The sequence below is a fragment of the Mesorhizobium silamurunense genome (assembly GCF_014843905.1).
GTDB lineage: Bacteria > Pseudomonadota > Alphaproteobacteria > Rhizobiales > Rhizobiaceae > Mesorhizobium > Mesorhizobium silamurunense.
Window position 1 is genome coordinate 196,075 of record NZ_LPVS01000053.1, and the last position, 20,551, is coordinate 216,625.

At 64.3% G+C, this 20,551-nt stretch carries 19 protein-coding genes; 8 read left to right on the forward strand and 11 right to left on the reverse strand.

The features are described 5' to 3' along the window. Nucleotides 1-17: 17 nt before the first annotated feature. Together AU465_RS15435 and AU465_RS15440 are read right to left on the reverse strand one after the other, a co-directional pair. A complete protein-coding gene (locus tag AU465_RS15435; RefSeq protein WP_192248970.1) occupies nt 18-407 on the reverse strand; it encodes an SET domain-containing protein in 390 nt (129 codons plus the stop codon). A gap of 101 nt (nt 408-508) precedes the next feature. Further along, the gene (locus tag AU465_RS15440) at nt 509-2,620 is read right to left on the reverse strand and encodes a S9 family peptidase (RefSeq protein ID WP_192248973.1); all 2,112 of its coding nucleotides are present in this window, start codon (nt 2,618-2,620) and stop codon (nt 509-511) included. 121 nt (nt 2,621-2,741) lie between these two features. Here AU465_RS15440 and AU465_RS15445 point away from each other — a divergent pair, with 121 nt between their 5' ends. Both AU465_RS15445 and AU465_RS15450 read left to right on the forward strand, forming a co-directional pair. Beyond that, nucleotides 2,742-3,110: an SH3 domain-containing protein gene (locus tag AU465_RS15445; protein WP_192248976.1), complete on the forward strand. Its 369-nt coding sequence runs from the start codon at nt 2,742-2,744 to the stop codon at nt 3,108-3,110. 411 nt (nt 3,111-3,521) lie between these two features. After that, on the forward strand, nt 3,522-3,950 hold the full coding sequence (locus AU465_RS15450) for a Ros/MucR family transcriptional regulator (protein ID WP_067320912.1): 429 nt from the start codon (nt 3,522-3,524) through the stop codon (nt 3,948-3,950). A gap of 134 nt (nt 3,951-4,084) precedes the next feature. On the opposite strand, the gene AU465_RS15455 is transcribed toward AU465_RS15450, so the two are convergent. Beyond that, nucleotides 4,085-4,513: a SufE family protein gene (locus tag AU465_RS15455; protein ID WP_192249223.1), complete on the reverse strand. Its 429-nt coding sequence runs from the start codon at nt 4,511-4,513 to the stop codon at nt 4,085-4,087. 198 nt (nt 4,514-4,711) lie between these two features. Continuing rightward, complete coding sequence (locus AU465_RS15460) at nt 4,712-5,104, reverse strand: DUF5330 domain-containing protein (protein ID WP_192248979.1); 393 nt, start codon at nt 5,102-5,104, stop codon at nt 4,712-4,714. A gap of 535 nt (nt 5,105-5,639) precedes the next feature. Between AU465_RS15460 and AU465_RS15465 the strand changes: the two genes are divergently transcribed. From AU465_RS15465 to AU465_RS15475, 3 genes are all read left to right on the forward strand, one after another. Continuing rightward, complete coding sequence (locus AU465_RS15465) at nt 5,640-7,382, forward strand: sensor histidine kinase (RefSeq protein ID WP_192248983.1); 1,743 nt, start codon at nt 5,640-5,642, stop codon at nt 7,380-7,382. Further along, nucleotides 7,357-8,145, forward strand: coding sequence for a peptidoglycan-binding domain-containing protein (locus AU465_RS15470; protein ID WP_192248986.1), 789 nt, complete (start codon nt 7,357-7,359; stop codon nt 8,143-8,145). The genes AU465_RS15465 and AU465_RS15470 overlap by 26 nt, the downstream gene beginning before the upstream one ends. A 68-nt stretch (nt 8,146-8,213) precedes the next feature. After that, entirely contained in the window at nt 8,214-8,561 is a 348-nt protein-coding gene (locus tag AU465_RS15475) for a DUF1491 family protein (RefSeq protein WP_192248989.1), read from the forward strand. Between the two features lie 63 nt (nt 8,562-8,624). On the opposite strand, the gene AU465_RS15480 is transcribed toward AU465_RS15475, so the two are convergent. The 3 genes from AU465_RS15480 to AU465_RS15490 form a co-directional block, all read right to left on the reverse strand. After that, nucleotides 8,625-9,632 (reverse strand): DUF2336 domain-containing protein, encoded by a 1,008-nt coding sequence (locus AU465_RS15480; RefSeq protein ID WP_192248992.1) that lies wholly within the window; start codon nt 9,630-9,632, stop codon nt 8,625-8,627. A gap of 377 nt (nt 9,633-10,009) precedes the next feature. Beyond that, nucleotides 10,010-10,558 (reverse strand): DUF1254 domain-containing protein, encoded by a 549-nt coding sequence (locus AU465_RS15485; protein ID WP_192248995.1) that lies wholly within the window; start codon nt 10,556-10,558, stop codon nt 10,010-10,012. Beyond that, the gene (locus tag AU465_RS15490; RefSeq protein WP_192248998.1) at nt 10,551-11,135 is read right to left on the reverse strand and encodes a DUF1214 domain-containing protein; all 585 of its coding nucleotides are present in this window, start codon (nt 11,133-11,135) and stop codon (nt 10,551-10,553) included. The genes AU465_RS15485 and AU465_RS15490 overlap by 8 nt, the downstream gene beginning before the upstream one ends. A 301-nt stretch (nt 11,136-11,436) precedes the next feature. On the opposite strand from AU465_RS15490, the gene AU465_RS15495 reads away from it, so the two are divergent. After that, nucleotides 11,437-12,633, forward strand: coding sequence for a DUF930 domain-containing protein (locus tag AU465_RS15495; RefSeq protein ID WP_192249226.1), 1,197 nt, complete (start codon nt 11,437-11,439; stop codon nt 12,631-12,633). 58 nt (nt 12,634-12,691) lie between these two features. On the opposite strand, the gene AU465_RS15500 is transcribed toward AU465_RS15495, so the two are convergent. Together AU465_RS15500 and AU465_RS15505 are read right to left on the reverse strand one after the other, a co-directional pair. Further along, entirely contained in the window at nt 12,692-14,848 is a 2,157-nt protein-coding gene (locus AU465_RS15500; protein WP_192249001.1) for a transglycosylase domain-containing protein, read from the reverse strand. A gap of 264 nt (nt 14,849-15,112) precedes the next feature. After that, on the reverse strand, nt 15,113-15,751 hold the full coding sequence (locus AU465_RS15505; RefSeq protein ID WP_192249004.1) for a TetR/AcrR family transcriptional regulator: 639 nt from the start codon (nt 15,749-15,751) through the stop codon (nt 15,113-15,115). A 111-nt stretch (nt 15,752-15,862) separates the two neighbouring features. On the opposite strand from AU465_RS15505, the gene AU465_RS15510 reads away from it, so the two are divergent. Continuing rightward, nucleotides 15,863-18,274: a GcvT family protein gene (locus AU465_RS15510; protein WP_192249007.1), complete on the forward strand. Its 2,412-nt coding sequence runs from the start codon at nt 15,863-15,865 to the stop codon at nt 18,272-18,274. A 12-nt stretch (nt 18,275-18,286) separates the two neighbouring features. Further along, on the forward strand, nt 18,287-19,840 hold the full coding sequence (locus AU465_RS15515) for a trimethylamine methyltransferase family protein (protein ID WP_192249010.1): 1,554 nt from the start codon (nt 18,287-18,289) through the stop codon (nt 19,838-19,840). Nucleotides 19,841-19,855: 15 nt separating this feature from the next. Here the strand turns inward: AU465_RS15515 and AU465_RS15520 are convergent, their stop codons facing one another. Further along, nucleotides 19,856-20,020, reverse strand: coding sequence for a hypothetical protein (locus AU465_RS15520; protein ID WP_192249013.1), 165 nt, complete (start codon nt 20,018-20,020; stop codon nt 19,856-19,858). 102 nt (nt 20,021-20,122) lie between these two features. Next, entirely contained in the window at nt 20,123-20,512 is a 390-nt protein-coding gene (locus tag AU465_RS15525; protein ID WP_192249016.1) for a hypothetical protein, read from the reverse strand. Nucleotides 20,513-20,551 lie beyond the last annotated feature (39 nt).

Consider the following 20,551-nt stretch of genomic DNA (forward strand, 5'->3'; position numbering starts at 1 on the left):
CACTTGAACCGCTCCGACTACGGGTGGCGGTCGCCCAGGAAGTCGAAGCCGTTCTCGAAAAAGTGGTTGTAGTCACAGGTCAGTTCCTCGCCGGGCGCGATGTCGCGCAGCGCGTAGGTTTCCTCGGGCGAGGAGACGTCGCAATTCGGCTCGTCCGCATGGTTCATGTAGCGCGCATCGTCCGCCTCGAAGACGATGTAGTTCGGGTCGCGCCGGTCCGGATAGGAGTAGCGATCGAGGTAGGACTTCACCGGGCCGCTTTCGTTCTCATAGGTGTCGACGGGAATGCGCCGGTCGAACCTTGGGTCGAGCTTCCAGATCAGCGCGCCCTTTGGAATGCGGTGTTTGGCGAAGACGCCGATGCCCTGGATGGGCGATTTGTCGAGATAGACGTCGACGAGCAGCATGACGAACCCTGCGAATGACAGATGGCGCGACCCAGAAAGGCCGCGACCAAAAACGACGGCGCATTGCGTAGCGCGTGGCCCTTGCGATTGCGAGGGAAAAATCAGGCCTTGCCGGTCACTTTCAAGGCAAAGGCGTAGATGTACGCGATCTCCTCCAGCCGGGAGAACCGGCCCGAGGCGCCGGCATGGCCGGACTCCATGTTGATCTTGAACAGCACCGGATTGTCGCCCGCCTTGCGGTCGCGCAGCCGCGCCACCCATTTGGCCGGCTCCCAATAGGTGACGCGTGGGTCGGTGAGCCCGGCCAGCGCCAGGATCGGCGGATAGTGGAGCGCCGCGACATTGTCGTAGGGCGAATAGGCCGCGATCGTGCCGTAGTCGTCGGCCGACGCGATCGGATTGCCCCATTCCGGCCATTCCGGCGGCGTCAGCGGCAGGTTGGCGTCGAGCATGGTTGTGAGCACGTCGACGAACGGCACCTCGGCGACGATGCCGCCGAAGCTTTCTGGCGCCATGTTGGCGATCGCTCCCATCAGCATGCCGCCGGCCGAGCCGCCTTGGGCAACGATACGGTCATGCCTTGTGTAGCGTTCGGCCACCAGATGGCGCGCTGAGGCGATGAAATCCGTGAAGGTGTTCATCTTGTGCGCCCGCTTGCCGTCGTCGTACCAGCCATAGCCCTTGTCCTTGCCGCCGCGCACATGGGCGATGGCGAAGACGAAACCGCGATCGACCAGCGAGAACCAGTTGGTGTTGAAGGCTGCCGGCACCGTGATGCCGTAGGAGCCGTAGCCGTAGAGCAGGCAGGGCGCCGAGCCGTCGAGGGGCGTGTCGCGATGGTGGATCAGCGAGATCGGCACCAGTTCGCCGTCGGCGGCGGGTGCCATCAGCCGGCGCGTGACATAGTGCTCCGGATCGTGGCCTGAAGGCACTTCCTGCGTCTTCAACAGCACGCGCTCTCGGCTGCGCATGTCGTAGTCGAACACCTGTGCCGGCGTCGTCATCGACGAATAGGTGAAGCGCATCACCTCGGTGTCGTATTCGTAGGATCCGAAAAGGCCGAGCGAGAAGGCCTCCTCGTCGAAGGAAATGAGATGCTCCTCGCCGGTTGCCCGATCACGCACGACGATGCGTGGCAGGCCCTCCTTGCGCTCCAGCCTGACCATATGGTGCCTGAAGCCCAGCACCGACAGAATCAGCCGGCCGGGCTCGTGCGGCACCAGTTCCTTCCAGTTGGCGCGCACCGGGTTCTCCACCGGCGCGGTCATGATCTTGAAGTCCTTGGCGCCGTCGGCATTGGTGAGGATGAAGAAGACGTCGCCGCCTTCTTCCAGATCATATTGCAGGCCGGTCTCGCGCGCCGCCACCAGCGTCGGCTCGCCGAGCGGCTCGTCGGCGCGCAGAAGCCGGTATTCGGAGGTTTCATGGTCGTTGATGCCGATCATGATCCAATCGTTGGAACGCGTTCCGCTGACGTCCATGAAGAAGCCGGGATCTGTCTCTTCGTAGATCAGCCGGTCGTTCTCCGGACTGTCGCCAAGTGCGTGGAAGAACACTTTTGACGGGCGGTGGTTGTTGTCGAGGTGGGTGTAGAAGAAGCCGTCGTCTCCGGCGTTCCACACACCGCCGCCACCCGTATCCGGGATCTGGTCCGTCAGTTCCTTGCCGCTGGCGATGTCGCGCACGCGCAGGATGAAGAATTCCGAACCCTTGTCGTCGAAGGCCCAGAGCAGCTTGCGATGGTCGGCCGAATGGTCGACGCCGCCGAGACGGAAATAGGGCTTGCCTTCGGCTTCCGCGTCGCCGTCGAGCAGGATCTCCTCAGTGCCGCCGTCGCGCGGCGTGCGGAAGTAACGCGGCTGCTCGCCGCCCAGCCGGAAGGACGAGCCATAGGCATAGGGACCGTCCTTCATCGGCACGGTGGAGTCGTCCTCCTTGATGCGCCCCTTCATCTCGGCGAACAGCTTGCTCCGCAGCTCGGCCGTGTCGGCCATCAGCGTTGCCTGGTAGGCATTCTCGGCCTCGAGATGGGCGCGGATCGCGCCGTCGAGGAGCGATGGGTCCCTGAACATCGCCTGCCAGTTGTCGGCGCGCATCCAGGCATAGTCGTCGGTGCGGGCGATGCCGTGATGCACGTCGAAGATGGGGCGTTTCTCGGGCCGCGGCGGGTTGGCGGTCGGGAAGGCAGCCCGGAAGCTGGAAGGTCTGGTCATTACGTCTCGCTGTGGAATTTGCCTGAAATTTGCTTGAATGGCGAATGAACACGCCGCTCAGCGGCGGTTCAAGGGGTGGGGCTCAAGATGGTCTGCAGAAAGTAAGTCGAAGGGGGAAAAGATGAAATCCTATGTTCGCGCCGCGGTCGCCTTTGCTGTCGCTTCGACAGTGCTGGCCTTATCCAGCCAGTCTCATGCAACCGCGTTCGCCGCCTGGCAAGTGGCTGGCGTGCCGTTCGGCGACACGCTCAACGCGCGCAAGTATCCGTCAAACACATCGCAAAAGCAGGCGGCCTATCCGAACGGCACCGTCTTGCAGATGACCGGCCGCTGCACGGGTGGGATAGACCTGCTCGACGTTGCCGGCCAGCCGCATTGGAAGCAGCGGCAGGCGATCCGCTATCGCTGGTGCGAGGTCTGGCACGATCCTGCGCAGAACGGTCATTTCGTCACCGGCTGGGTCTACGGCAAGTACATCGCGCCCTACTGAATGTTCGTCGAGGCCATTTGGTGTTTGACGCGAGGATGAATGTCCGCGGCCTGTGGTCCACAGGATTTTTCGTCCTCGCCGCCCAGGGTAGCCAAGCATTGGTCAAGCATTGAGAGCCTTGTTTAGCGCCACCTGAGGTGTAAAAGCATGCTTGACGCCACGTCAGGCTGCGCTGGTCCGGCCAGAAAAATCTCGCTAAGTTACACGGCGAACGAAATTTTGAAGCTGAATCGGCAATATTTGATGAATATCGCCGAATATAATTCAATAGGTGAATTGACTTACTTGCAGCATAGCGTCATTAAGATGACGCGACGCGAATCGCGGGGCTTGCCTGCATGAAATTCGCGCGATGCCCGATCCAGAAAAGGGCGCAGTCTAGAAACAAACTCTCGTTGGGGCCTGAGCACAATGGATATCGTCGAAACACCTTCAAGGAATGGTGACGCGCTAATCGAGCTGACCGCTGATGTCGTGGCGGCCTATGTCAGCAACAACCCGGTGCCGGTCGGTGAACTGCCGAACCTGATTGCCGATGTTCATGCCGCGCTCGGCCGCGTCGGCGGCACGACGGAGCAGCCGTCGGCCGAGAAGCAGAAGCCGGCCGTCAACCCGAAGCGCTCCGTGCATGACGACTACATCGTCTGTCTCGAAGACGGCAAGAAGTTCAAATCGCTGAAGCGCCATCTGATGACGCACTACAACCTCACCCCGGAAGAATATCGCGAGAAGTGGGGTCTGGACGCCAACTATCCGATGGTCGCTCCCAACTACGCAGCCGCTCGTTCGCAGTTGGCCAAGAAGATGGGCCTCGGCCGTAAGCCCAAGGGTCGCCGGTAGCGGCTTGTACTCTTCAGCAAAGCGACGGCGCCCGCGGGGCGCCGTTTGCTTTTGAATTCCAGGAAAAGCGCGCGGCGGTTTTCCGTGAACGGGTAAACCCGCCGCAATGCGGTTCGTCGCTGGGTTTGGTTGAGTCAGGCGGTCTGCTTCAAAGCCGCTTCGGCGTCGCGCTTGATGCGCTTGACCATCGAGCGAAGGCCATTGGCGCGCTGCGGCGACAGATGGTCGTCGAGGCCGAGCTCTTTCAGCGTCACTTCCGCATCGGTGTTCTGGATTTCGCTGGCCGGCCGGCCCGAGAACAGCGCCAGCATGATGGCGACAAGGCCGCGCACGATGTGGGCGTCGGAATCGCCCTGGAAGGCGATCACCGGATCGACGCCTTCTCCCTGCTCGGTGATCAGCCACACCTGGCTGACGCAGCCCGGCACCTTGTTGGCCGGTGTGCGTTCGGCCTCGGGAAACGGCGGCAGCGCCTCGCCGAGCTCGATTACATAGCGGTAGCGATCCTCCCACTCGTCGAGCAGAGAGAAGTCGTCGCGGATCGTTGCGATCGAGGTCGTCATTGCCCGCATATAGTGACCCGGCGCCGCCGCGTCACGGAAAAAGAAAGACGCCGCGGGCGTCGAGAGGTCGGACCGGCCCGCGGCGTTAGAGCAATTCCAGGAAAAGTGTGAAACGTTTAGGTTCGGCGACTTCGCCGTAGCCCTCCGTCCGGAATTGCGTCAAAAATAAAGAGGCCGAGCGAACGGCTGAAAGCAATCTCAGTTCTTCGCCGTCAGCATCACCGGGATGTTGACCTTGGCGGGCAGCACGATGTCTTCGGCGACGCTGCCGGTGGTCTCGGCAGAGGTTTCCGCCACCCTCGCCCCGGGTGCTGCCGGCTTATCGGACTGCTGGTCGTCAAGCATGGCCGCGGCGATCTTGGCGGTTTCCTGGGCGCGGACGGTGATGGTGTGCATGGCCGATTTGCCGGTCTCGCAGACGTCCGGCTTGCGCTCGCAGATTCCGGCAATGTCGCCGACCGCCTCGCGCGCTGCAAACAGCGCCTGGATCGGTCCGACCGCCTCGCGGCCATCCTCGTCCGGGCCGACGCTGAGCGGCAGCGCCAAGAGCACCAGCGAAAACCAGAAAGCCATCCTGATCAGAAAGCCCATCTTAATGCCTCTCGTCCGTGACCGGATCATGCGTCCATTGGCATGACCTCTTTTTATGGGCGGGATAGTGGCACGGCCACGCAAAGGACGGCTTGCGCCCAAGCTGCGAATTTTCTTCAAATTTTAGATAAATTCGAAAGGATTGGTTTCGAGATTGATTTCATTCAAATCTCATCGATTGCATTAACTTTATGATAACCATCTATATAATTGTTTTAAAAGCAAAATTTCGAAACGAAGAAGGGCCGGCACGGGGTTTTCGGGAAGCCCGGCGCGCCTGTCGCGGCTAACGCTCCATTTACCATGGCGGCAGATCGACGGGCTCTGCGGCGCCGGCGTCCCAATATTTGCCTCGGGCGGGGGCGCTCGCCTCGTCTGCCTTATCCATTCCTTAAACGCTGGGTGCGAGTTTCAAGCCAACCAAGAGTCACCTGCAAAAAGCAGGGTAGTTTCACGACCGGGTACGAGTGCGTTGAGTTCGATTACGGCCAGATACGTTCATCTGCCTGGCGCGATTGCCGCCGGTTGCGAACGCATGGTTCATCCGACCGTCACGGGCGAGGCCGAGCGCCTGCGTCAGCGCCGCTTCATCGGCATCATGCTCGCCGCTCCTTTTCTCGCCGCGGGCGCGGCGGTGACGCTGGTCACCTCCAGTCTCGGCGCGGCCGTTACCGTGGCCGCGATCTTCGGCGCTTTCGGTTTGTGCTGGTTCGCGGCGCTTCTCGTTGCCGCCACCGGCTACATGGCGTTCGCCAGCCGTGCGGCATTTGCGATGGGTGGCCTCGCCCTTGCCGGCGCGATCGCCGCGGCAGGTGGCCTGGCCTCGCCGGTCGCGCTGCTTGCCGTCGCTTTGCCGGTCGAGGCCTGGTGGATCGCCGGATCGCGGCGCGCAGCAATTTCGGGCGCGCTGACGGCTCTCGCCGCCGTCGTGCTGCAGCCTTTCGCGAACCAGTTCCTGCCGCTTGGCGCGGCCGGGACCGCCACCTGGCACTGGCTGCTGCCGCTTGCCTGGGCGCTTACGCTCTTGCCGCGCGCGGCGGCCTTCGCCAATCCGGTCGGCGCCCGCCAGGCGGAACCTGCGGCCGACCGTCTCGAAGAGATCATCGACGCCGTCGTGCTGCGCGCCGGCCGCCAGGGCGAAGTGCTCGACGCTTCGGCCAAGGCGCGTTCCGTTCTGAAGCTGGCGCCGGAGTTGTTGCTCGGCACGGGCCTGTTCGAGCGCGTCCATCTTTCCGACCGCGTCGCCTATCTCACCGCGCTCGCCGACATGCGCGAGGGCGCGCCGAAGCGCCGGCTCGACCTGCGCATCCGGCTGCCGCGCGACGGTGGCGGCTCGGCCGACAATTTCCGCCCGTTCCGCCTGGAATTGATGCGCGGCGCGCTTGAGCAGGACATCTTCACCCTCGTGCTTCGTGAGAACGACGACGTAGCAGCGCTGCGCGAAGAACTTGCCTCGGCCAGGGACGCCGCGGCTGCCGCCGAAGTGGCCAAGGGCCGTTTCCTGGCGGTGGTCAGCCACGAGCTGCGCACGCCGCTCAACGCCATCATCGGCTTCTCCGACATGCTGCTGCACGAGATGTTCGGCGCCTTCCGCGATCCGCGCCAGAAGGAATATGTCGGGCTGGTCAGGGAGTCCGGCCAGCATCTTCTGTCCGTCGTCACCTCGATCCTCGACGTCTCGCGCATCGAGGCCGGCGCCTATGCGACCGAGCTGGAACCGTTCCGCTTCGCTGATGCCGTCGATATGTGCCGCTCGATGATGCGGCCGCTGGCCGACGCCAAGAGCATCGCGCTCGGCTCGCAGATCGCACCGGACGCCGGCGAGATCAACGCCGACCGCCGCGCCGTGCAGCAGATCCTGATCAATCTGGTTTCGAACGCCGTGAAGTTCACGCCCGACGGCGGCAGTGTGGTGATCGGCGCCAAGCGCGTCGGCTCGCGGTTGCATTTCTGGGTGAGCGACACCGGCATCGGCATCGCCGAGGAGGATATGGCCAATCTCGGCAAGCCGTTCATGCAGATCCAGAACGACTATACGCGCCGTTTCGAGGGAACCGGGCTCGGCCTGTCGCTGGTCAAGGGCCTGGTGGCGCTGCACGAGGGCACGATGTCGATCGAGAGCGCTCCGGGCGAAGGCACCACGGCGACGATCAGCCTGCCGGTGAACGGACCGAAGCGGCGCTCGGGCGCGCCGGCCGGTGTGCTGCCGATGCCGGTTGCAAAGCCGAAGGGGGATGCAGATGGGGACAGCAATGGCTCGCTCCGCAAGACGGCCTAAGGTGGTCGAACCCGAGCGCGGCGTCCTTGCCGAGGGCGCTGTGGCGGTTGGCCAGATGATCTCGCGCAATCCGGTCCTGGTCGGCGGCTCGACCGCCTTCCTGGTGACGCTCTTCTACGTTTCGGCCAACGCGCTCTGGTACCAGCCTTTTCCGCACACGGGCGCCTTCTTCGCCACCAGGAGCATCGAGAATTTCCCGCATGCCGTCTCCGACGAGCCGGAGACCACCATCAACATCGTGCGGCAGGCGCCGGCGCAGCCGGCTCCCAAGCCCGACCCGATCGTCCAGCAGGTGCAGGGCATATTGAAGGACCTCAATTTCTACGACGGCACCGTTGATGGCCTGACGGGGCCGGCCACGCGCAAGGCCATCCAGGCCTATCAGCTCAAGGTCGGCTTGCCGGCGTCCGGTGATATCGACGGTGCGCTGCTCGATCAGCTCGGCGCCAGGCAGACGACCGCTGCCATTCCGCATCCGGCGCCGCGTCCGGCCGATATCGCAACGGCCCAAGCCGCCAAACCGATGGCAATTCCGGTCTCCGCCCCGGCCAATGGAGCGGCGCAGGCGCCCGACGCCCGCATCGTCAAGATACAGGCCGGCCTCAAGGCGTTCGGCAATGACGACATGCAACTCGATGGCTTGGTCGGCGCCCGCACCAAGGCCGCGATCAAGGAGTTCCAGGCGCTGTTCGGGCTGCCCGAGACCGGCGAGCCGGACGAAGCGGTCTATGCCAAGATGCGCGAGATCGGCCTGACGAACTGAGGGCTGTCGGCGTTTCGGTTCCATTCCCAATGTTGTAGGGAACCGCGCATGCCCTCCGGAATCCCACCATGCGCGTGACCACCGATCTTTGGGTTTCGGCCCTTGTGCGCCGCGTGTTCGGCGCCGGCGGTTTTGCCGCCGTGGTCAAACGCGGCGCGACCGAGGCGGGCGCCGTCTTTGTGCTGTCGCGCGGCCGGTTGGGGGAGGTGGCTCTGTACGGGCCGGCACCGCAGACGAGCTACGATTCCGCAAAGCCCGACGAGCGCTTCTTCACCTTGCTCGATTCCAGCGACGAAGCCTCGGCATTCGATGCGCGGCTCGAGAAGGAAAAGCGATTCGATCCGGATATCTGGGTGGTCGAGATCGAGGCAGGCTCCGTTCCGATCGAGGAGCTTGTTTCCGTGAAGACGGAATAGGGGCTGCGGCCCGGCTTCAGGTCCGGCAATTCCCACGAAGAACCGCTGCCTGACTTTCTTGCTTCAGGACGCCTTGCGGCCGGCGGCCTTTTCATCGACGTTCGATGCCTGGCGCCCGGCGCTTGGCGTCTCGGTGGCGTTGCCGCGGATCGCTCGCGACAGGGTTTCGGCCTTCCAGGCCCGCACCTTGTCGAGCGCCGCCTCGCGATGCAGCAACCGGTAGCGGTCGAGGAACAGGCGGATCGCCTGCGGATGCGGGAACTCGCCCGGATAGACCGCGACCGCGATCAGGAAGGCCCTGTCTTCGCTGAGGTCGAGCGCCTTGAGCGCCGCGAGCAGTGCGGCATAGCCCGACTGCTCGGTGACCGAGCGGGCCGTGGCAAAATCGATGTCGAGCGCATCGGCAAGCGCTGTCTGGAAGAAGGCGGCGTTTTCGGTCAGCGCCGTCTCGCGCAGCCTCACATAGGTCGGCTGTCCAAGGAACAGGTTGACGGCGGCACCTTCGCCGGCGGGGCGCATCATCGAGCGCAGGCGGCGCCGCGCGTTTTCCTCGGCTTTGCCGGGATCCGGGCGGCTGTCTTCCGTCGTGCTAGCGGGCTCCGGTTTCACCGGTGCGAGCTTCGTGACCGTCTCAGGCGGCCGCGTCTTGACCAGCGTCGGCTTCTCCAGCGCACGGATCAGGTGGGCGATGGTCGCATTGAGTTCCTTGCGTCGCGCGATCGCGCGCGCGTGCGGCAGGCCATGGCGGCCGATCAGCGCGATGAGATCGATGTCGCTCAGAGCGTTCGAGCGGGTAAGCAGCGGTGCCGCGATTTCGACCGGCTCCTCGGCCAGCCGCCGCACCAGCGCGGCTGGCGCATATTCGCATTCGGAAAGGGCGGCGGCGACATAGCGGCGCGATTCGACCGACACCTCGTCGAAAAGCGGCAGCGTCAGATCCTCGAGCTGGGCGATCTCGCGGCGCGAGGGGCGCGTCAGCGAGCAGAAAGCCGACACGGCGGCGCGGAACAGCCTTTCGGCTTTTCCCGCTTCGGTCCGGATAGCGATGTGCCTGAAATCCGAAGAAGACACGGAGGATACGCCCGATACTCGACACAGACCTGGCCCCGCGCAATCCGGCCGGGCCGGTCACGCGTCTCCAGGGAACAAAGATCAAATTAGCGGCGATCCGTTAGCGCTCCGTTAACCCTCTGCCCGCCTTAATCAACTTTGGAGGCGTTGCGTTGTGCTCCGGGTCAACCGAGAGGAATGCACGAACCATGGGCATGGTCCTGTCTTTTGTGCCGAGAACGGCACCGGTCAATCGAGTAACTCACGCTACCGACACAGCGGCGGCGGTTATCATCTTCCCCGGCGTCCGCTACGAGCCGCAGCCGCAGGTCGGCGCGGCGCGCCAGGACTCTCCGGACAAGCCGCCGCGGCCTCCGGTGCCGCATCACTGACCTTACTCAGTAGTCCTGCAGCTCGCAGGCGCTCTGCTCGAGGAAGCGTGACACGATCGGCTTCCAGCTGTCGTCCGGAACGAAGGCGCGGACGACGACGATGCCTTCCTCGATGGGCGCCTCGACGAAGATCGCGCCCTGAAGCTCTTCAGGAAGGTCGCGCCGCACGTCGATCATCTGCGCCGGTGTTAGCACCACGGCATCGAGCTTCTCGCTGTTGGCGTTGTGGTCGTTGAAGGAATAGATGTTGTGGCCGCTGCGGTCATAGACCGAGGCCGACCAGAACGGCACGTCGCCCGGCGCCCGGATCCGCACCAGCCCGTCGGCGAGATCGAAGCGGCAGGCAGCCGCATAGAACATGGGGTCGACCGACTTCACCACCGGCGCCCCGCCGGCCTCCGCGTCCAGGCGCGTCATCTTGTAGAGGTCGGAGGCCATTGCGAGCCGCGACCAGGCATCGCGTTCGGAAAATTCCGGCACCAGGAACAGCACCGCGATATGCACGATGCCGGCGCCGAGCAGGCCAAGGATCAGGGCGTGCAGCAGGCTACGCATGGCAGCCCGCCTTCAGGATGCGCGGCAGCGTCACGTCGGAAAGCCCGGTGCTGCTCGCGATCGGCGTGTCGTAGAAGGTCAGCACGAAATACATCTTGCCGAAGCCGTTGGTGAGCAGCCAGTTGCCGGGGGCAGGGCGGTCGCCGACCGAGATGACGACCGAATTGTCGGGTTGGCGCAGCACCTCGTAGGATTGCAGCGCCGCCTGTCTCGCCTTGCCGGTGTCGATGACGCCGAGCGACTGGTCGGCGGCATAGAGCGTCCAGAACCGGGCCGTCGGATATCCGCCTACGATCGTATAGGCGCATTGCCGTTTCAGCGGCGCGCCGGACTCGTCGCGCTCGGCAACGAAGGACAGCCCCTCCGCCTGGCCAAGCGCCAGCACGCCCTCGCGCGCCACGCGGGCCTTGGAATAGGGGTCGGCGGCCTGGGTGCCGATTTCGGGAAAAGCGGTCCATTGGCCGATCCGGATCGCGCCGACGCCGTCCTGTGCGTTGAGCGCATACCAGACGCTGCCGCCGCCAAGGCCGATGGCGATGGCAAGCGAAAGCAGCGTGAGGGATGCGTTTCTGAGCATGAAGGGCCGGAACTGAGGAGGTTGTTCGGGATATCGCGGCGCGGGGTGACGTGGCAAGCCGGCTCGCTCTAAGGCGTGGCGATATTCAGGTGATACCGGCCTGCAAATGGCGGCCTCCTGCGCTTCCGGTACTGATGTAAATGGCACACTGCCATCAAGTCGCTTCTACCGAACAACGTGGCATTCCCCCTGCTGAAGACCGGCTTGTCATGGACAGGGTCCGTCCTGCGGCGCTGTAGGTGGCCATCCAATCCGATGCCTGTGCTTGAAGGCGCCGCCATTTCGTTCCACATCGATCGGGATGAAGGGCGAGACAGAAGAACGGCGTTGGAATTTGGCTTGGGCCTTGCCCGCATCGCTGATTCTGCATGTGCTCATCGCAGCGTTTCTGGTCCATAGCCTGCCGAGAACTGCCCAACAACCAGATCAGGAACAGCCGGTTAATGTCGCGCTTGTGCCTCCGCCCGAGCAGCAGAAACCGAAGCCTCCGCCCGCATCGCAGCCAAAGGAACTCAAGGCCGAAAGGCCGCCGGAACCGAAGGCTGAAAAACCGCCCGAGCAGAAAGTTGAAAAGCCGCCTCTGCCGGAAAAGCAGCCGCCGAAGCCACCGCCAATCGCGGTGCTAAAGCCCGTTTTTCAGTACGGCGACAAGGATACCGGCCCGAGGAAATCCCTGGATGGAGGCGGCGATCGAGACAACACGCCGTCGCCGACCAAGGATGACGACTCCAAGTTCCCTGCCGTGCCGAAGCCTGCGGAGAACCAATCTGCCGCGCCGCCAGGCTCCGATCGGCGGGCCGATCCAAGCAAGGCTGACGAGAAGCCGGTAAACGCCGCGACGGACGCCAAGCCCGCGCAGAGTGAGGAGAAGCAGGCAACCCATGACACGGATAAACAGCAGGCAGACGAACAAGAGACAGGAGCGCAAACCGCCGAAAGGCAAACAGCCGTGGCGCCAACGCCGCCGGGTGCTGAGAGCGATAGCAAAGTCGAGCTTCCGGCCGCGGCCGAAAAGCCGAAGTCCAAACCCGCAAATGCCCTGAAGTTCAGGCCTGCGAACGTCTCGAAGTCCCGAAGCAAGAGCGCCGGGACGCCAAGTTCCACCAAAGCCGCCGTTACTGCATCGCCGACATATTCGGGCCTTCCGGGTGTTCGAAAGCTCTACTCGCAGGGCGCTACCGGCGATGCGCTGGCCACAAGCTCTATGACCGGCGTGCCTCGCGATCAGCGGGTCGCCAACCTTTGCGGCAGCGTTTTGAACCAAGAATTGCAGGACGCCTCTTATTCTCCCAAATGGCTGCCATCCATTCCGCTGAAGGTGGGCAATGTTCTTAGCCCTCCGGAGGCCGCCTTCAGCACGACAACCACATGGTACCGCCTAAGCTTCCGGTGCGAGGTCGACGGCGATGCGACGAGGGTCTTATCGTTCAACTTCCGTGTCGGCGCTGAGATCCCACCCGGCGAATGGGCCCGTCTCAGATTGCCTAGTCTTCACTAGAGCATGTCTCCCGACAGCGGGAACCGGTTTCGGGACAAAGACGTGCGTAGGATCAAAACTAAAGCGCCGACAGCGTCTCCGGCGGGGTAGGCGCGTCGAGAACCGGCGCCGCTTGGAACGCCTTGGTTATGTCCCTCAGCGTCTGGGTGGTCCGGCTGGACAGCACCGGCGGACGCTCGGCCTCCGCCTGTGCCTCGGCATCCGCGGCCTCCTTCTTCGCCGCCTCCTCGGCCTTGGCTGCGACCTCCGGGTCGACCCACGGATGATCGAGGCCCGGGATCGGTTTCAGGTCGATGTTCTGGTGCGCATAGACCATCAGCCGCTGCCACACCATCGCCGGCAGCGAACCGCCGGTCATCTTGTTGGTCGGCGTGAAGTCGTCATTGCCGAGCCAGACGGCGGCCGTGTAGTTGCCGGTGAAACCGACGAACCAGGCGTCGCGGTAGGATTGCGTGGTGCCGGTCTTGCCGGCGACGACGATGTTGGGAAGCTGGGCGCGCCTGGCCGTGCCGATCGCCGGGACAGCCGCGAGCATGGTGTTCATGTATTTCAGCGCCTTTTCCGACAGCACACGGTGCGGCGGCGGCGCGTCCTTGGTCCAGTCATAAACCACGTCGCCGGTGCGCGTAACGAGCTGGGTGATGCCGTGGCGGGAGCCGACGAAGCCGTTTTGCGCAAAGACGCTGTAGCCCGTCGCCTGGTCCATCACCGTCATGAGGGATGTGCCGAGCACCATGGTCTTGTGCGATTCCAGGGGCGACTCGACGCCCATCGATTCCGCCATCGCCTTGATCGGAGCGATGCCGAGATAGTCCTTGGCGAGGCGCACCGGCACGGTGTTGATCGACTTGGCGATGGCCGTGAGCAGCGTGACATTCCCAGCCGATCCGCCGCTGTAGTTGTGCGGTGACCAGCTGCCCCAACTGACGGCACCGCCGGAAACCACCGAGTCCGGCGTGAAGCCGTGCTCCATCGCGGTGGCGTAGACGTAAGGCTTGAACGACGATCCGGTCTGGCGAAGCGCCTTGGTGGCGCGATTGAACTGGCTGGCGCCATAGTCGCGGCCGCCGACGATGGCGCGCACCGCGCCGTTGGTCTCGATCACCACCACCGCGCCCTCGGTGACGTTGTATTCCTTGCCGAACTGGCGAAGGTGGAACTCGACGGACTCTTCCGCCGCCTTCTGGATGTTGGCGTCGAAGGTGGTGTGAGCGACCAGCGAGTGCTGGCCGGGCTTGGCGATCTTCTTCACCTCGTCGAAGGCCCAGTCGAGGAAATAGTCCGGGCTCTTCTGCTCGCCGCGGTCGACGACGTCGGCCGGATGCAGCCTGGCCTGCAGCACCTGACCCTCGGTCATGAAGCCCGAGTCGACGAGATTGGAGAGCACCACATTGGCGCGGGCGCGGGCGGCCGGCAGGTTGATATGCGGGGCGTATTTGGTCGGCGCCTTGAACAGGCCGGCAAGCATCGCCGCTTCGGCGAGGTTCAGGTCCTTGACGCTCTTGCCGAAATAGAAATCGGCCGCCGCCTCGATGCCGAACGTGCCGCCGCCCATATAGGCGCGATCGAGATAGAGCTGCAGGATCTCCTTCTTGGAGAGGTTCGCCTCCAGCCACAGCGAGAGAAAAGCTTCCTTGATCTTGCGCTCCAAGGTGCGCTCGTTGGAAAGGAACAGGTTCTTGGCGAGCTGCTGGGTGATGCTGGAGCCGCCCTGGACCACCGAATTGGCGCGCACATTCTCGAAGATCGCGCGAGACAGGCCGAGAACGTCGATGCCGTAATGATCGAAGAAACGCCGGTCCTCGGTCGCCAGCACCGCCTTGATGACGATGTCCGGCATCTCGTCGACCGGCACGGAATCGCGCTGGATGATGCCGCGCTGGCCGATCTCGTTGCCGTAGCGGTCGAGGAAGGTGACGGCGAAGTCGCCCTGGTTGCGCCAGTCGCCGGCGGTGATCTCGAAGGCGGGCATCGCCAGCGCCAGGAGCACCACGAAGCCGCCGGCGCCCATGGTGAAGCCTTCGCTGAGCACCTCGATAATGGCGCGTCGCCAGCCATGCAGGCGGAAGCGGCGGGAAAAGATGGTTGCCGCTTCCCAGAATTGGCGCGCTTTGAAGCTGATCTCATAGAGCGAGGAATCGAGCCACGCGTCGACGGCAAGAGCCGCCGAGGCGACCCGGCCTCTTCTCTTGCGTGGTTTCGAAGGACTTGCCATTCCAGACTTCCGCCCCAACGCGCTTTCGCCCGAAAACAGCATGCGGGCAGTTTCAGGGTGGCACCCCGTCAAACTATTCGATCATTTTATCACCGCTCACAAGGGCAGCGAAGCCACAGCGCAAGCTTTGTTGAATGGGAACGCATCGGCCGGCCTAAAAGCGTCGCGATCTTTCAGATTCGCTCCTGCGCTTCAGGTCTTTGATCTTACGCATGTCTCTGTCCCGAAGCCGGTTCCCGCTTTCGGGAGACATGCTTCCTGATATCACCGCGCCGCGATGAAGCGCATGAAATGCGCCACATCCGCGTCTGTCGGCTCCTGGCCGGTGAAGGAGCGCAGGTAGGCGGCGAGATGGCTGACGCGGGCCTCGACCGGCTCCTTGAGGTCGAGCACGTAGTAGCCGATCTGCATGTAGTAGAGCACGCGGGCGCGAATGAACGCGTCCTCGTCGTCATAGCCGTGCCGGCGGTACATGTCGCGGATCGCAGTGAGGCGCTCGTCGTCGGCCTGGTCGATCATCCGCCGCACGTCGATCGAGCGCCTGGCCCATTCGCGGACGGCGAAATCGAGCCTCGGGTCGAACAGGCGCTCGTCGGCCCAGCATTCGAAGACGTTCATCACACCCATGATGATGGTCTCGGCCGGGCGCCGGGCGCGCTCGACGATCGCCGTGGTGTTGGTGTCGTGCCAATACTTGAGCAATTGGTCGAGCAGGTCCTGGCGGCTTTCGAAATACCAGTAGAAGCTCGATCGCGACACGCCGAGCTTCTGGCCGAGCGTAAGCACCCGCACGCTCTCGATGCCATCTGAAATCAGTGTCTCAAGCGCCAGATTGATCCAGTCCGAGCGCGTGACCTTGATGTTGGCGGGCGCCGGCTCGGTCTGCGGAGCGGTCATGATCATGGCCGCACAATAGGCACGGCACGAAACTCTGCGCAAGCTCTGGACAGAAGTGTCTAGACACATATGTCCAGGAGATGTATCGTAAGGGCCTCCAACGAGAGGGAGAGGCTCGTGAAATCGCATTACCGGGCAGTCGTCATCGGGGGAGGCGTGGTCGGCGCCTCGGTGCTCTACCATCTCACGCGGTTCGGCTGGAGCGATGTGGCGCTCATCGAGCGCGCCGAGCTGACGGCCGGCTCGACCTGGCACGCGGCCGCCGGCTTCCACGCTCTCAATGCCGATCCAAACGTCGCGGCATTGCAGGACTACACGATAAAACTCTATCGCGAGATCGAGGCCGAATCCGGCCAGAATGCCGGGCTGCACATGACCGGCGGCGTCAACATGGCGAGCGACCCGCAGCGCTGGGAATGGCTGAAATCGGCCTGGGCGGTATTCCAGTCGGTCGGCATCGAGACGGCACGGCTGATGACACCGGAGGAGATCAAGGAGATCTGCCCGATCGTCGATGTCAGCGACGTGCTGGGCGGCCTCTATGATTCCAACGAGGGCCATCTCGACCCCTACGGTACGACGCACGCCTATGCCGGCGCCGCGAAGAAGCGCGGCGCCGATGTGATCCTGCGCAATCGCGTCGTCGAGCTGAAGCAGCGCGCCGACGGCGGCTGGGACGTCGTCACCGAGAAAGGCACGATTGTCGCCGAGCATGTAGTCAACGCCGGCGGCCTCTGGGCCAAGCAGGTCGGGCTTATGGCCGGCGTCGACCTGCCGGTGACGCCGATGGAGCACCACTATTTCGTCACCGAGGACATTCCGGAAATCGCTGCGCTCGACAAGGAACTCGGCCTTGCCGTCGATCTCGACGGTTTCTCCTATCTGAGACAGGAGCGCAAAGGCGTCCTGCTCGGCGTCTACGAGCAGAACCCCAAGCATTGGAACATGGACGGCGCGCCCTGGGATTACGGCATCGAGCTCATCCCCGAGGACATTGACCGCATCAGCCCGGAGCTTTCCAAGGCCTATCAGCGCTTCCCGTGCCTGGCGAAGGCCGGCATCCGCAAATGGGTGAACGGCGCCTTCACCTTCACGCCGGACGGCAACCCGCTGGTCGGCCCGGTCAGGGGCCTCAGCAACTACTGGGTCGCCTGCGGCGTCATGGCCGGCTTCAGCCAGGGCGGCGGCGTCGGCAAGTCGCTGGCCGAATGGATGATTTACGGCGAGCCGCAGGCCGACATCTTCGGCATGGACATCGCCCGCTACGGCGCCTTCGCCGCCAACCGCGAATATCTCAAGCAAACGACGGGCCAGTTCTATGCCCGCCGCTTCGTCATGACCTTCCCCAACGAGCGCTTGCCGGCAGGCCGGCCGCTGAAGCGCCCCGGTGCTTATGATGGCATGAGCGCCGCCGGCGCCGAGTGGACGGCGTCCTGGGGTCTGGAAATCCCGGCCTATTTCGCGCCTATGGGGTTCCGCGAGGAGACGACGCTGAAGCGCTCCAACGCTTTCGACATCGTCGGCGACGAGGTGCTTCAGGTGCGCCGCGCAGCCGGCCTCGTCGATACCACGGCCTTCTCGCGCCACGCGGTGTCAGGCCCGGGCGCCGAGGCATGGCTCGACCGGCTGCTGGCCTGCAGGCTGCCGAAGCCCGGCCGCGCGAAGCTCGCGCCGATGCTCGGTCATGACGGACGCCTCAAGGGCGATCTCACCGTGCTCAACTGGGGCGGCGGCGACTACTGGATCATGGGCTCCTACTATTTGCGCGAGTTCCATATGCGCTGGTTCGAAGCGCATTTGGCCGAAGGTGTCTCGGTCACGGACATATCGGACGCAATGTCCGGCTTCCTCGTCACCGGACCGAACGCAAGGAAGATCGTCGAACGCACCACCCATCAGGACATCTCCGCCAAAACCCTGCCGTTCATGGCTTGCGGCGCGTTCGACATCGGCATGGTGCGCGCCCGCGTCGCCCGGCTGTCGATCGCCGGCGAGCTCGGCTTCGAGATCAACTGTCCGGCCACCCTGCATGCGACCTTGCGCGAGACGCTGCTGGTCGCCGGCGAGGATCTCGGCCTCGCCGAGATCGGCTATTACGCGCTCAATTCGCTGCGGCTGGAAAAGAGCTTCGGCATCTGGTCGCGCGAATTCACGCAAGGCTACACGCCCGGCCAGACCGGGCTCGACCGCTTCATCGCCTTCGACAAGGGCGATTTCGTTGGACGCGAAGCGGCGCTCGAGGAGCGCGAGGCCGGTGTCGCGCGACGGATCGCGACGCTGGAGGTCGATACGGTCGACGCCGACGCCAGCGGCTTCGAGCCGGTCTGGCACAAGGGACGCCGCGTCGGCTTCGTCACCTCCGGCGGCTATGGCTACACAGTCGGCAAGAGCGTCGCCCTGGCGTTGCTGGATGACGATTTCGCCGAGGAGGGGACGGAGCTTTCCGTACACATTGTCGGCGTCGAACGGCCGGCGTGCGTCATCGCGGTATCGCCTTACGACCCCAAGGGCGAGGCAATGCGGCAATAGGGAGGATTAGGCATGATTGACGAGGCCGCACGCGATCTGAGACGCGAACGCCGGCGCGGACGCACCGGCGACGCTGGCAGCGAATCGAGCCGCCGCCCGAACTACCGTTCGCTGAAGAACCCGTTCCTGCCGCAGCCGGTCTTTTCCGACGACCAGGTCGCCGCGATTCACGACACGGCGCTGCGCGTGCTGGAGGAGCTCGGCATCAAGGTGTTGCTGCCCGAGGCGCGAGCAAACTTTGCCCGGGCCGGCGCGCTGGTCGACGAGGACAGCCAGATGGTGCGCATCGGCCGCGACATCGTGTCGGCGGCGCTTGCCGCCGCGCCGCGCTCGATCCCGACGCGGGCCGGTGACCGCTCCCGCGATCTCGATCTCGAACTCGGCACGATGACGTTCCTCGCCGGTTGCGGCGCTCCCAACGTCACCGATCTCGAGCGCGGCCGGCGGCCGGGCACGCTTGCCGCCTTCGAGGAATTCATCCGGCTGGTGCAGCATTTCGACGTGCTGCACATGCTCGGTCCCTGCGTCGAGCCGCAGGACGTCGACACGCGCTTTCGCCACTATGCCACCGGCCGGGCACAGCTGACGCTGTCCGACAAGGTACCGTTCGTCTTCGCCCGCGGCACGCCGCAGGTCGAGGACAGCTTCGAGATGGTCCGGCTGGCGCGCGGCCTCTCCGAGGACGAGTTCCTGGCCGACGCGCATTGCTACACCGTCATCAACACCAATTCGCCGCGCCAGCTCGACATCCCGATGGCGCAAGGCATCATCGACTTTGCCCGCGCCGGCCAGGTGTCGATCATCACGCCCTTCTGTCTGGCGGGCGCCATGGCGCCGATCACGGTCGCCGGCGCGCTGACGCTGCAGCATGCCGAGGCGCTGGCCGGCTTGACGCTCGCCCAGATCGTGCGCCCCGGCGCCCCGGTGGTCTACGGTTCCTTCTCGTCCAATGTCGACATGAAGTCCGGCGCGCCGGCCTTCGGCACGCCGGAACATGTCAAGGCGACACTGGGCGCCGGCCAGCTCGCGCGCTTCACTGGCCTGCCCTGGCGCTCCGGCGGCGGCAGCGCGGCCAATATTTCCGACGCGCAGGCCGCGCATGAGACGCAGTTCGCGCTCTGGGGCTCGGTGCTGGCCGGCGCCACGGTCTGCATCCACGCCGCCGGCTGGCTGGAAGGTGGCTTGAGCGTCTCCTTCGAGAAGCTGATCACCGACATCGAGGCGCTGCAGACGGTCGCCGAGCTTTGCGCGAAGACGCCGGGCGACGCGGATGCCATCGGTTACGAAGCGATCGCCGAAGTGCAGCCCGGCGGCCATTTCTTCTCGGCCGGTCACACTATGACGCGCTACCGCACCGCCTTCTACGAACCGCTGGTGGCCGACTGGTCGAATTTCGGCAACTGGACGCAGTCCGGCTCAAAGACCGCCACCGAGCGTGCCACCGGCATCTGGAAGCGGATTCTTTCCGATTTTCAGCCGCCTGCATCTGCTGCCGCCACGGCCGGCGTGCTCGACGAATTCATCGCACGCCGCACTGAGGAGGGTGGTGCTCCGCCGGTGTCGTGATCGGCACAAGCCCCGTTACATCGGGCGCTTGTCGCCTGCCGTTTGCGGGTCCTGGCCTATAGTGCCGGCATCGGCTTTCTGGTGCTTTTCCGCGGCAAGCCGGCGAATGCGATCGAAGCGGCTTTCCTCGGCTGGTTCGCTTGCCGGCACGGCACTTGGCTTCGGCACGAACGTGATCATTTGTCGCGATCTCCTTGCCATTGGGCTGCGCCGGGGAGGATGCCCCGGCCGCTGTCTTTCAGGCTCTCGTGAAGAGGTCTTGCGCTTCGGATAGCTCGATGTTCAGGCGGCGAGGGCGACCGCGCAGCTTTCGGCACCCAACCTGTCGGCAGAGGTCTTGCCGGGCATGGTCGCCCAGCCGCCTGTCTCAATGAACTGCCGCTTCTTGTAACTGTCGGTCAGAGCCTTGAACTCGACACGCTTGGCGGCAGCATCGGGCGCCGCGTTGAAACGATCGACGCAGATGGCCGAGGCCAGCTCGCCGCGCGCCACATCGCCCGCGGTTGCCGCCAGCGAGCGCGACGTGCCGCCTGTCACCCAGCCGCCCCAGTTGAAACCGATGATCAGCGTGGCGACAACGGTCATCGCGCATGCCCAGAAAAGCGTGGATTTGGCCGGCTGGTAATCTTCCCATCGGCGCGCGAGAGATGGCTTGCTGCTTTGTGTGGCCATGGAACAGTTCCTTTTTGGTTGGTGTTCGGATCAGTCGCC

What these genes read in the sequence shown, in the direction of transcription:
- AU465_RS15505 (WP_192249004.1), bottom strand. Translation starts at nt 15,751, where the DNA reads ATGATCATGACCGCTCCGCAGACCGAGCCGGCGCCCGCCAACATCAAG.
- AU465_RS15490 (WP_192248998.1), bottom strand. Translation starts at nt 11,135, where the DNA reads ATGCTCAGAAACGCATCCCTCACGCTGCTTTCGCTTGCCATCGCCATC.
- AU465_RS15440 (WP_192248973.1), bottom strand. Translation starts at nt 2,620, where the DNA reads ATGACCAGACCTTCCAGCTTCCGGGCTGCCTTCCCGACCGCCAACCCG.
- AU465_RS15460 (WP_192248979.1), bottom strand. Translation starts at nt 5,104, where the DNA reads ATGGGCTTTCTGATCAGGATGGCTTTCTGGTTTTCGCTGGTGCTCTTG.
- AU465_RS15450 (WP_067320912.1), top strand. Translation starts at nt 3,522, where the DNA reads ATGGATATCGTCGAAACACCTTCAAGGAATGGTGACGCGCTAATCGAG.
- AU465_RS15485 (WP_192248995.1), bottom strand. Translation starts at nt 10,558, where the DNA reads ATGCGTAGCCTGCTGCACGCCCTGATCCTTGGCCTGCTCGGCGCCGGC.
- AU465_RS15520 (WP_192249013.1), bottom strand. Translation starts at nt 20,020, where the DNA reads ATGATCACGTTCGTGCCGAAGCCAAGTGCCGTGCCGGCAAGCGAACCA.
- AU465_RS15465 (WP_192248983.1), top strand. Translation starts at nt 5,640, where the DNA reads ATGGTTCATCCGACCGTCACGGGCGAGGCCGAGCGCCTGCGTCAGCGC.
- AU465_RS15470 (WP_192248986.1), top strand. Translation starts at nt 7,357, where the DNA reads ATGGCTCGCTCCGCAAGACGGCCTAAGGTGGTCGAACCCGAGCGCGGC.
- AU465_RS15495 (WP_192249226.1), top strand. Translation starts at nt 11,437, where the DNA reads ATGAAGGGCGAGACAGAAGAACGGCGTTGGAATTTGGCTTGGGCCTTG.
- AU465_RS15475 (WP_192248989.1), top strand. Translation starts at nt 8,214, where the DNA reads ATGCGCGTGACCACCGATCTTTGGGTTTCGGCCCTTGTGCGCCGCGTG.
- AU465_RS15445 (WP_192248976.1), top strand. Translation starts at nt 2,742, where the DNA reads ATGAAATCCTATGTTCGCGCCGCGGTCGCCTTTGCTGTCGCTTCGACA.
- AU465_RS15455 (WP_192249223.1), bottom strand. Translation starts at nt 4,513, where the DNA reads ATGACGACCTCGATCGCAACGATCCGCGACGACTTCTCTCTGCTCGAC.
- AU465_RS15500 (WP_192249001.1), bottom strand. Translation starts at nt 14,848, where the DNA reads ATGGCAAGTCCTTCGAAACCACGCAAGAGAAGAGGCCGGGTCGCCTCG.
- AU465_RS15435 (WP_192248970.1), bottom strand. Translation starts at nt 407, where the DNA reads ATGCTGCTCGTCGACGTCTATCTCGACAAATCGCCCATCCAGGGCATC.
- AU465_RS15515 (WP_192249010.1), top strand. Translation starts at nt 18,287, where the DNA reads ATGATTGACGAGGCCGCACGCGATCTGAGACGCGAACGCCGGCGCGGA.
- AU465_RS15525 (WP_192249016.1), bottom strand. Translation starts at nt 20,512, where the DNA reads ATGGCCACACAAAGCAGCAAGCCATCTCTCGCGCGCCGATGGGAAGAT.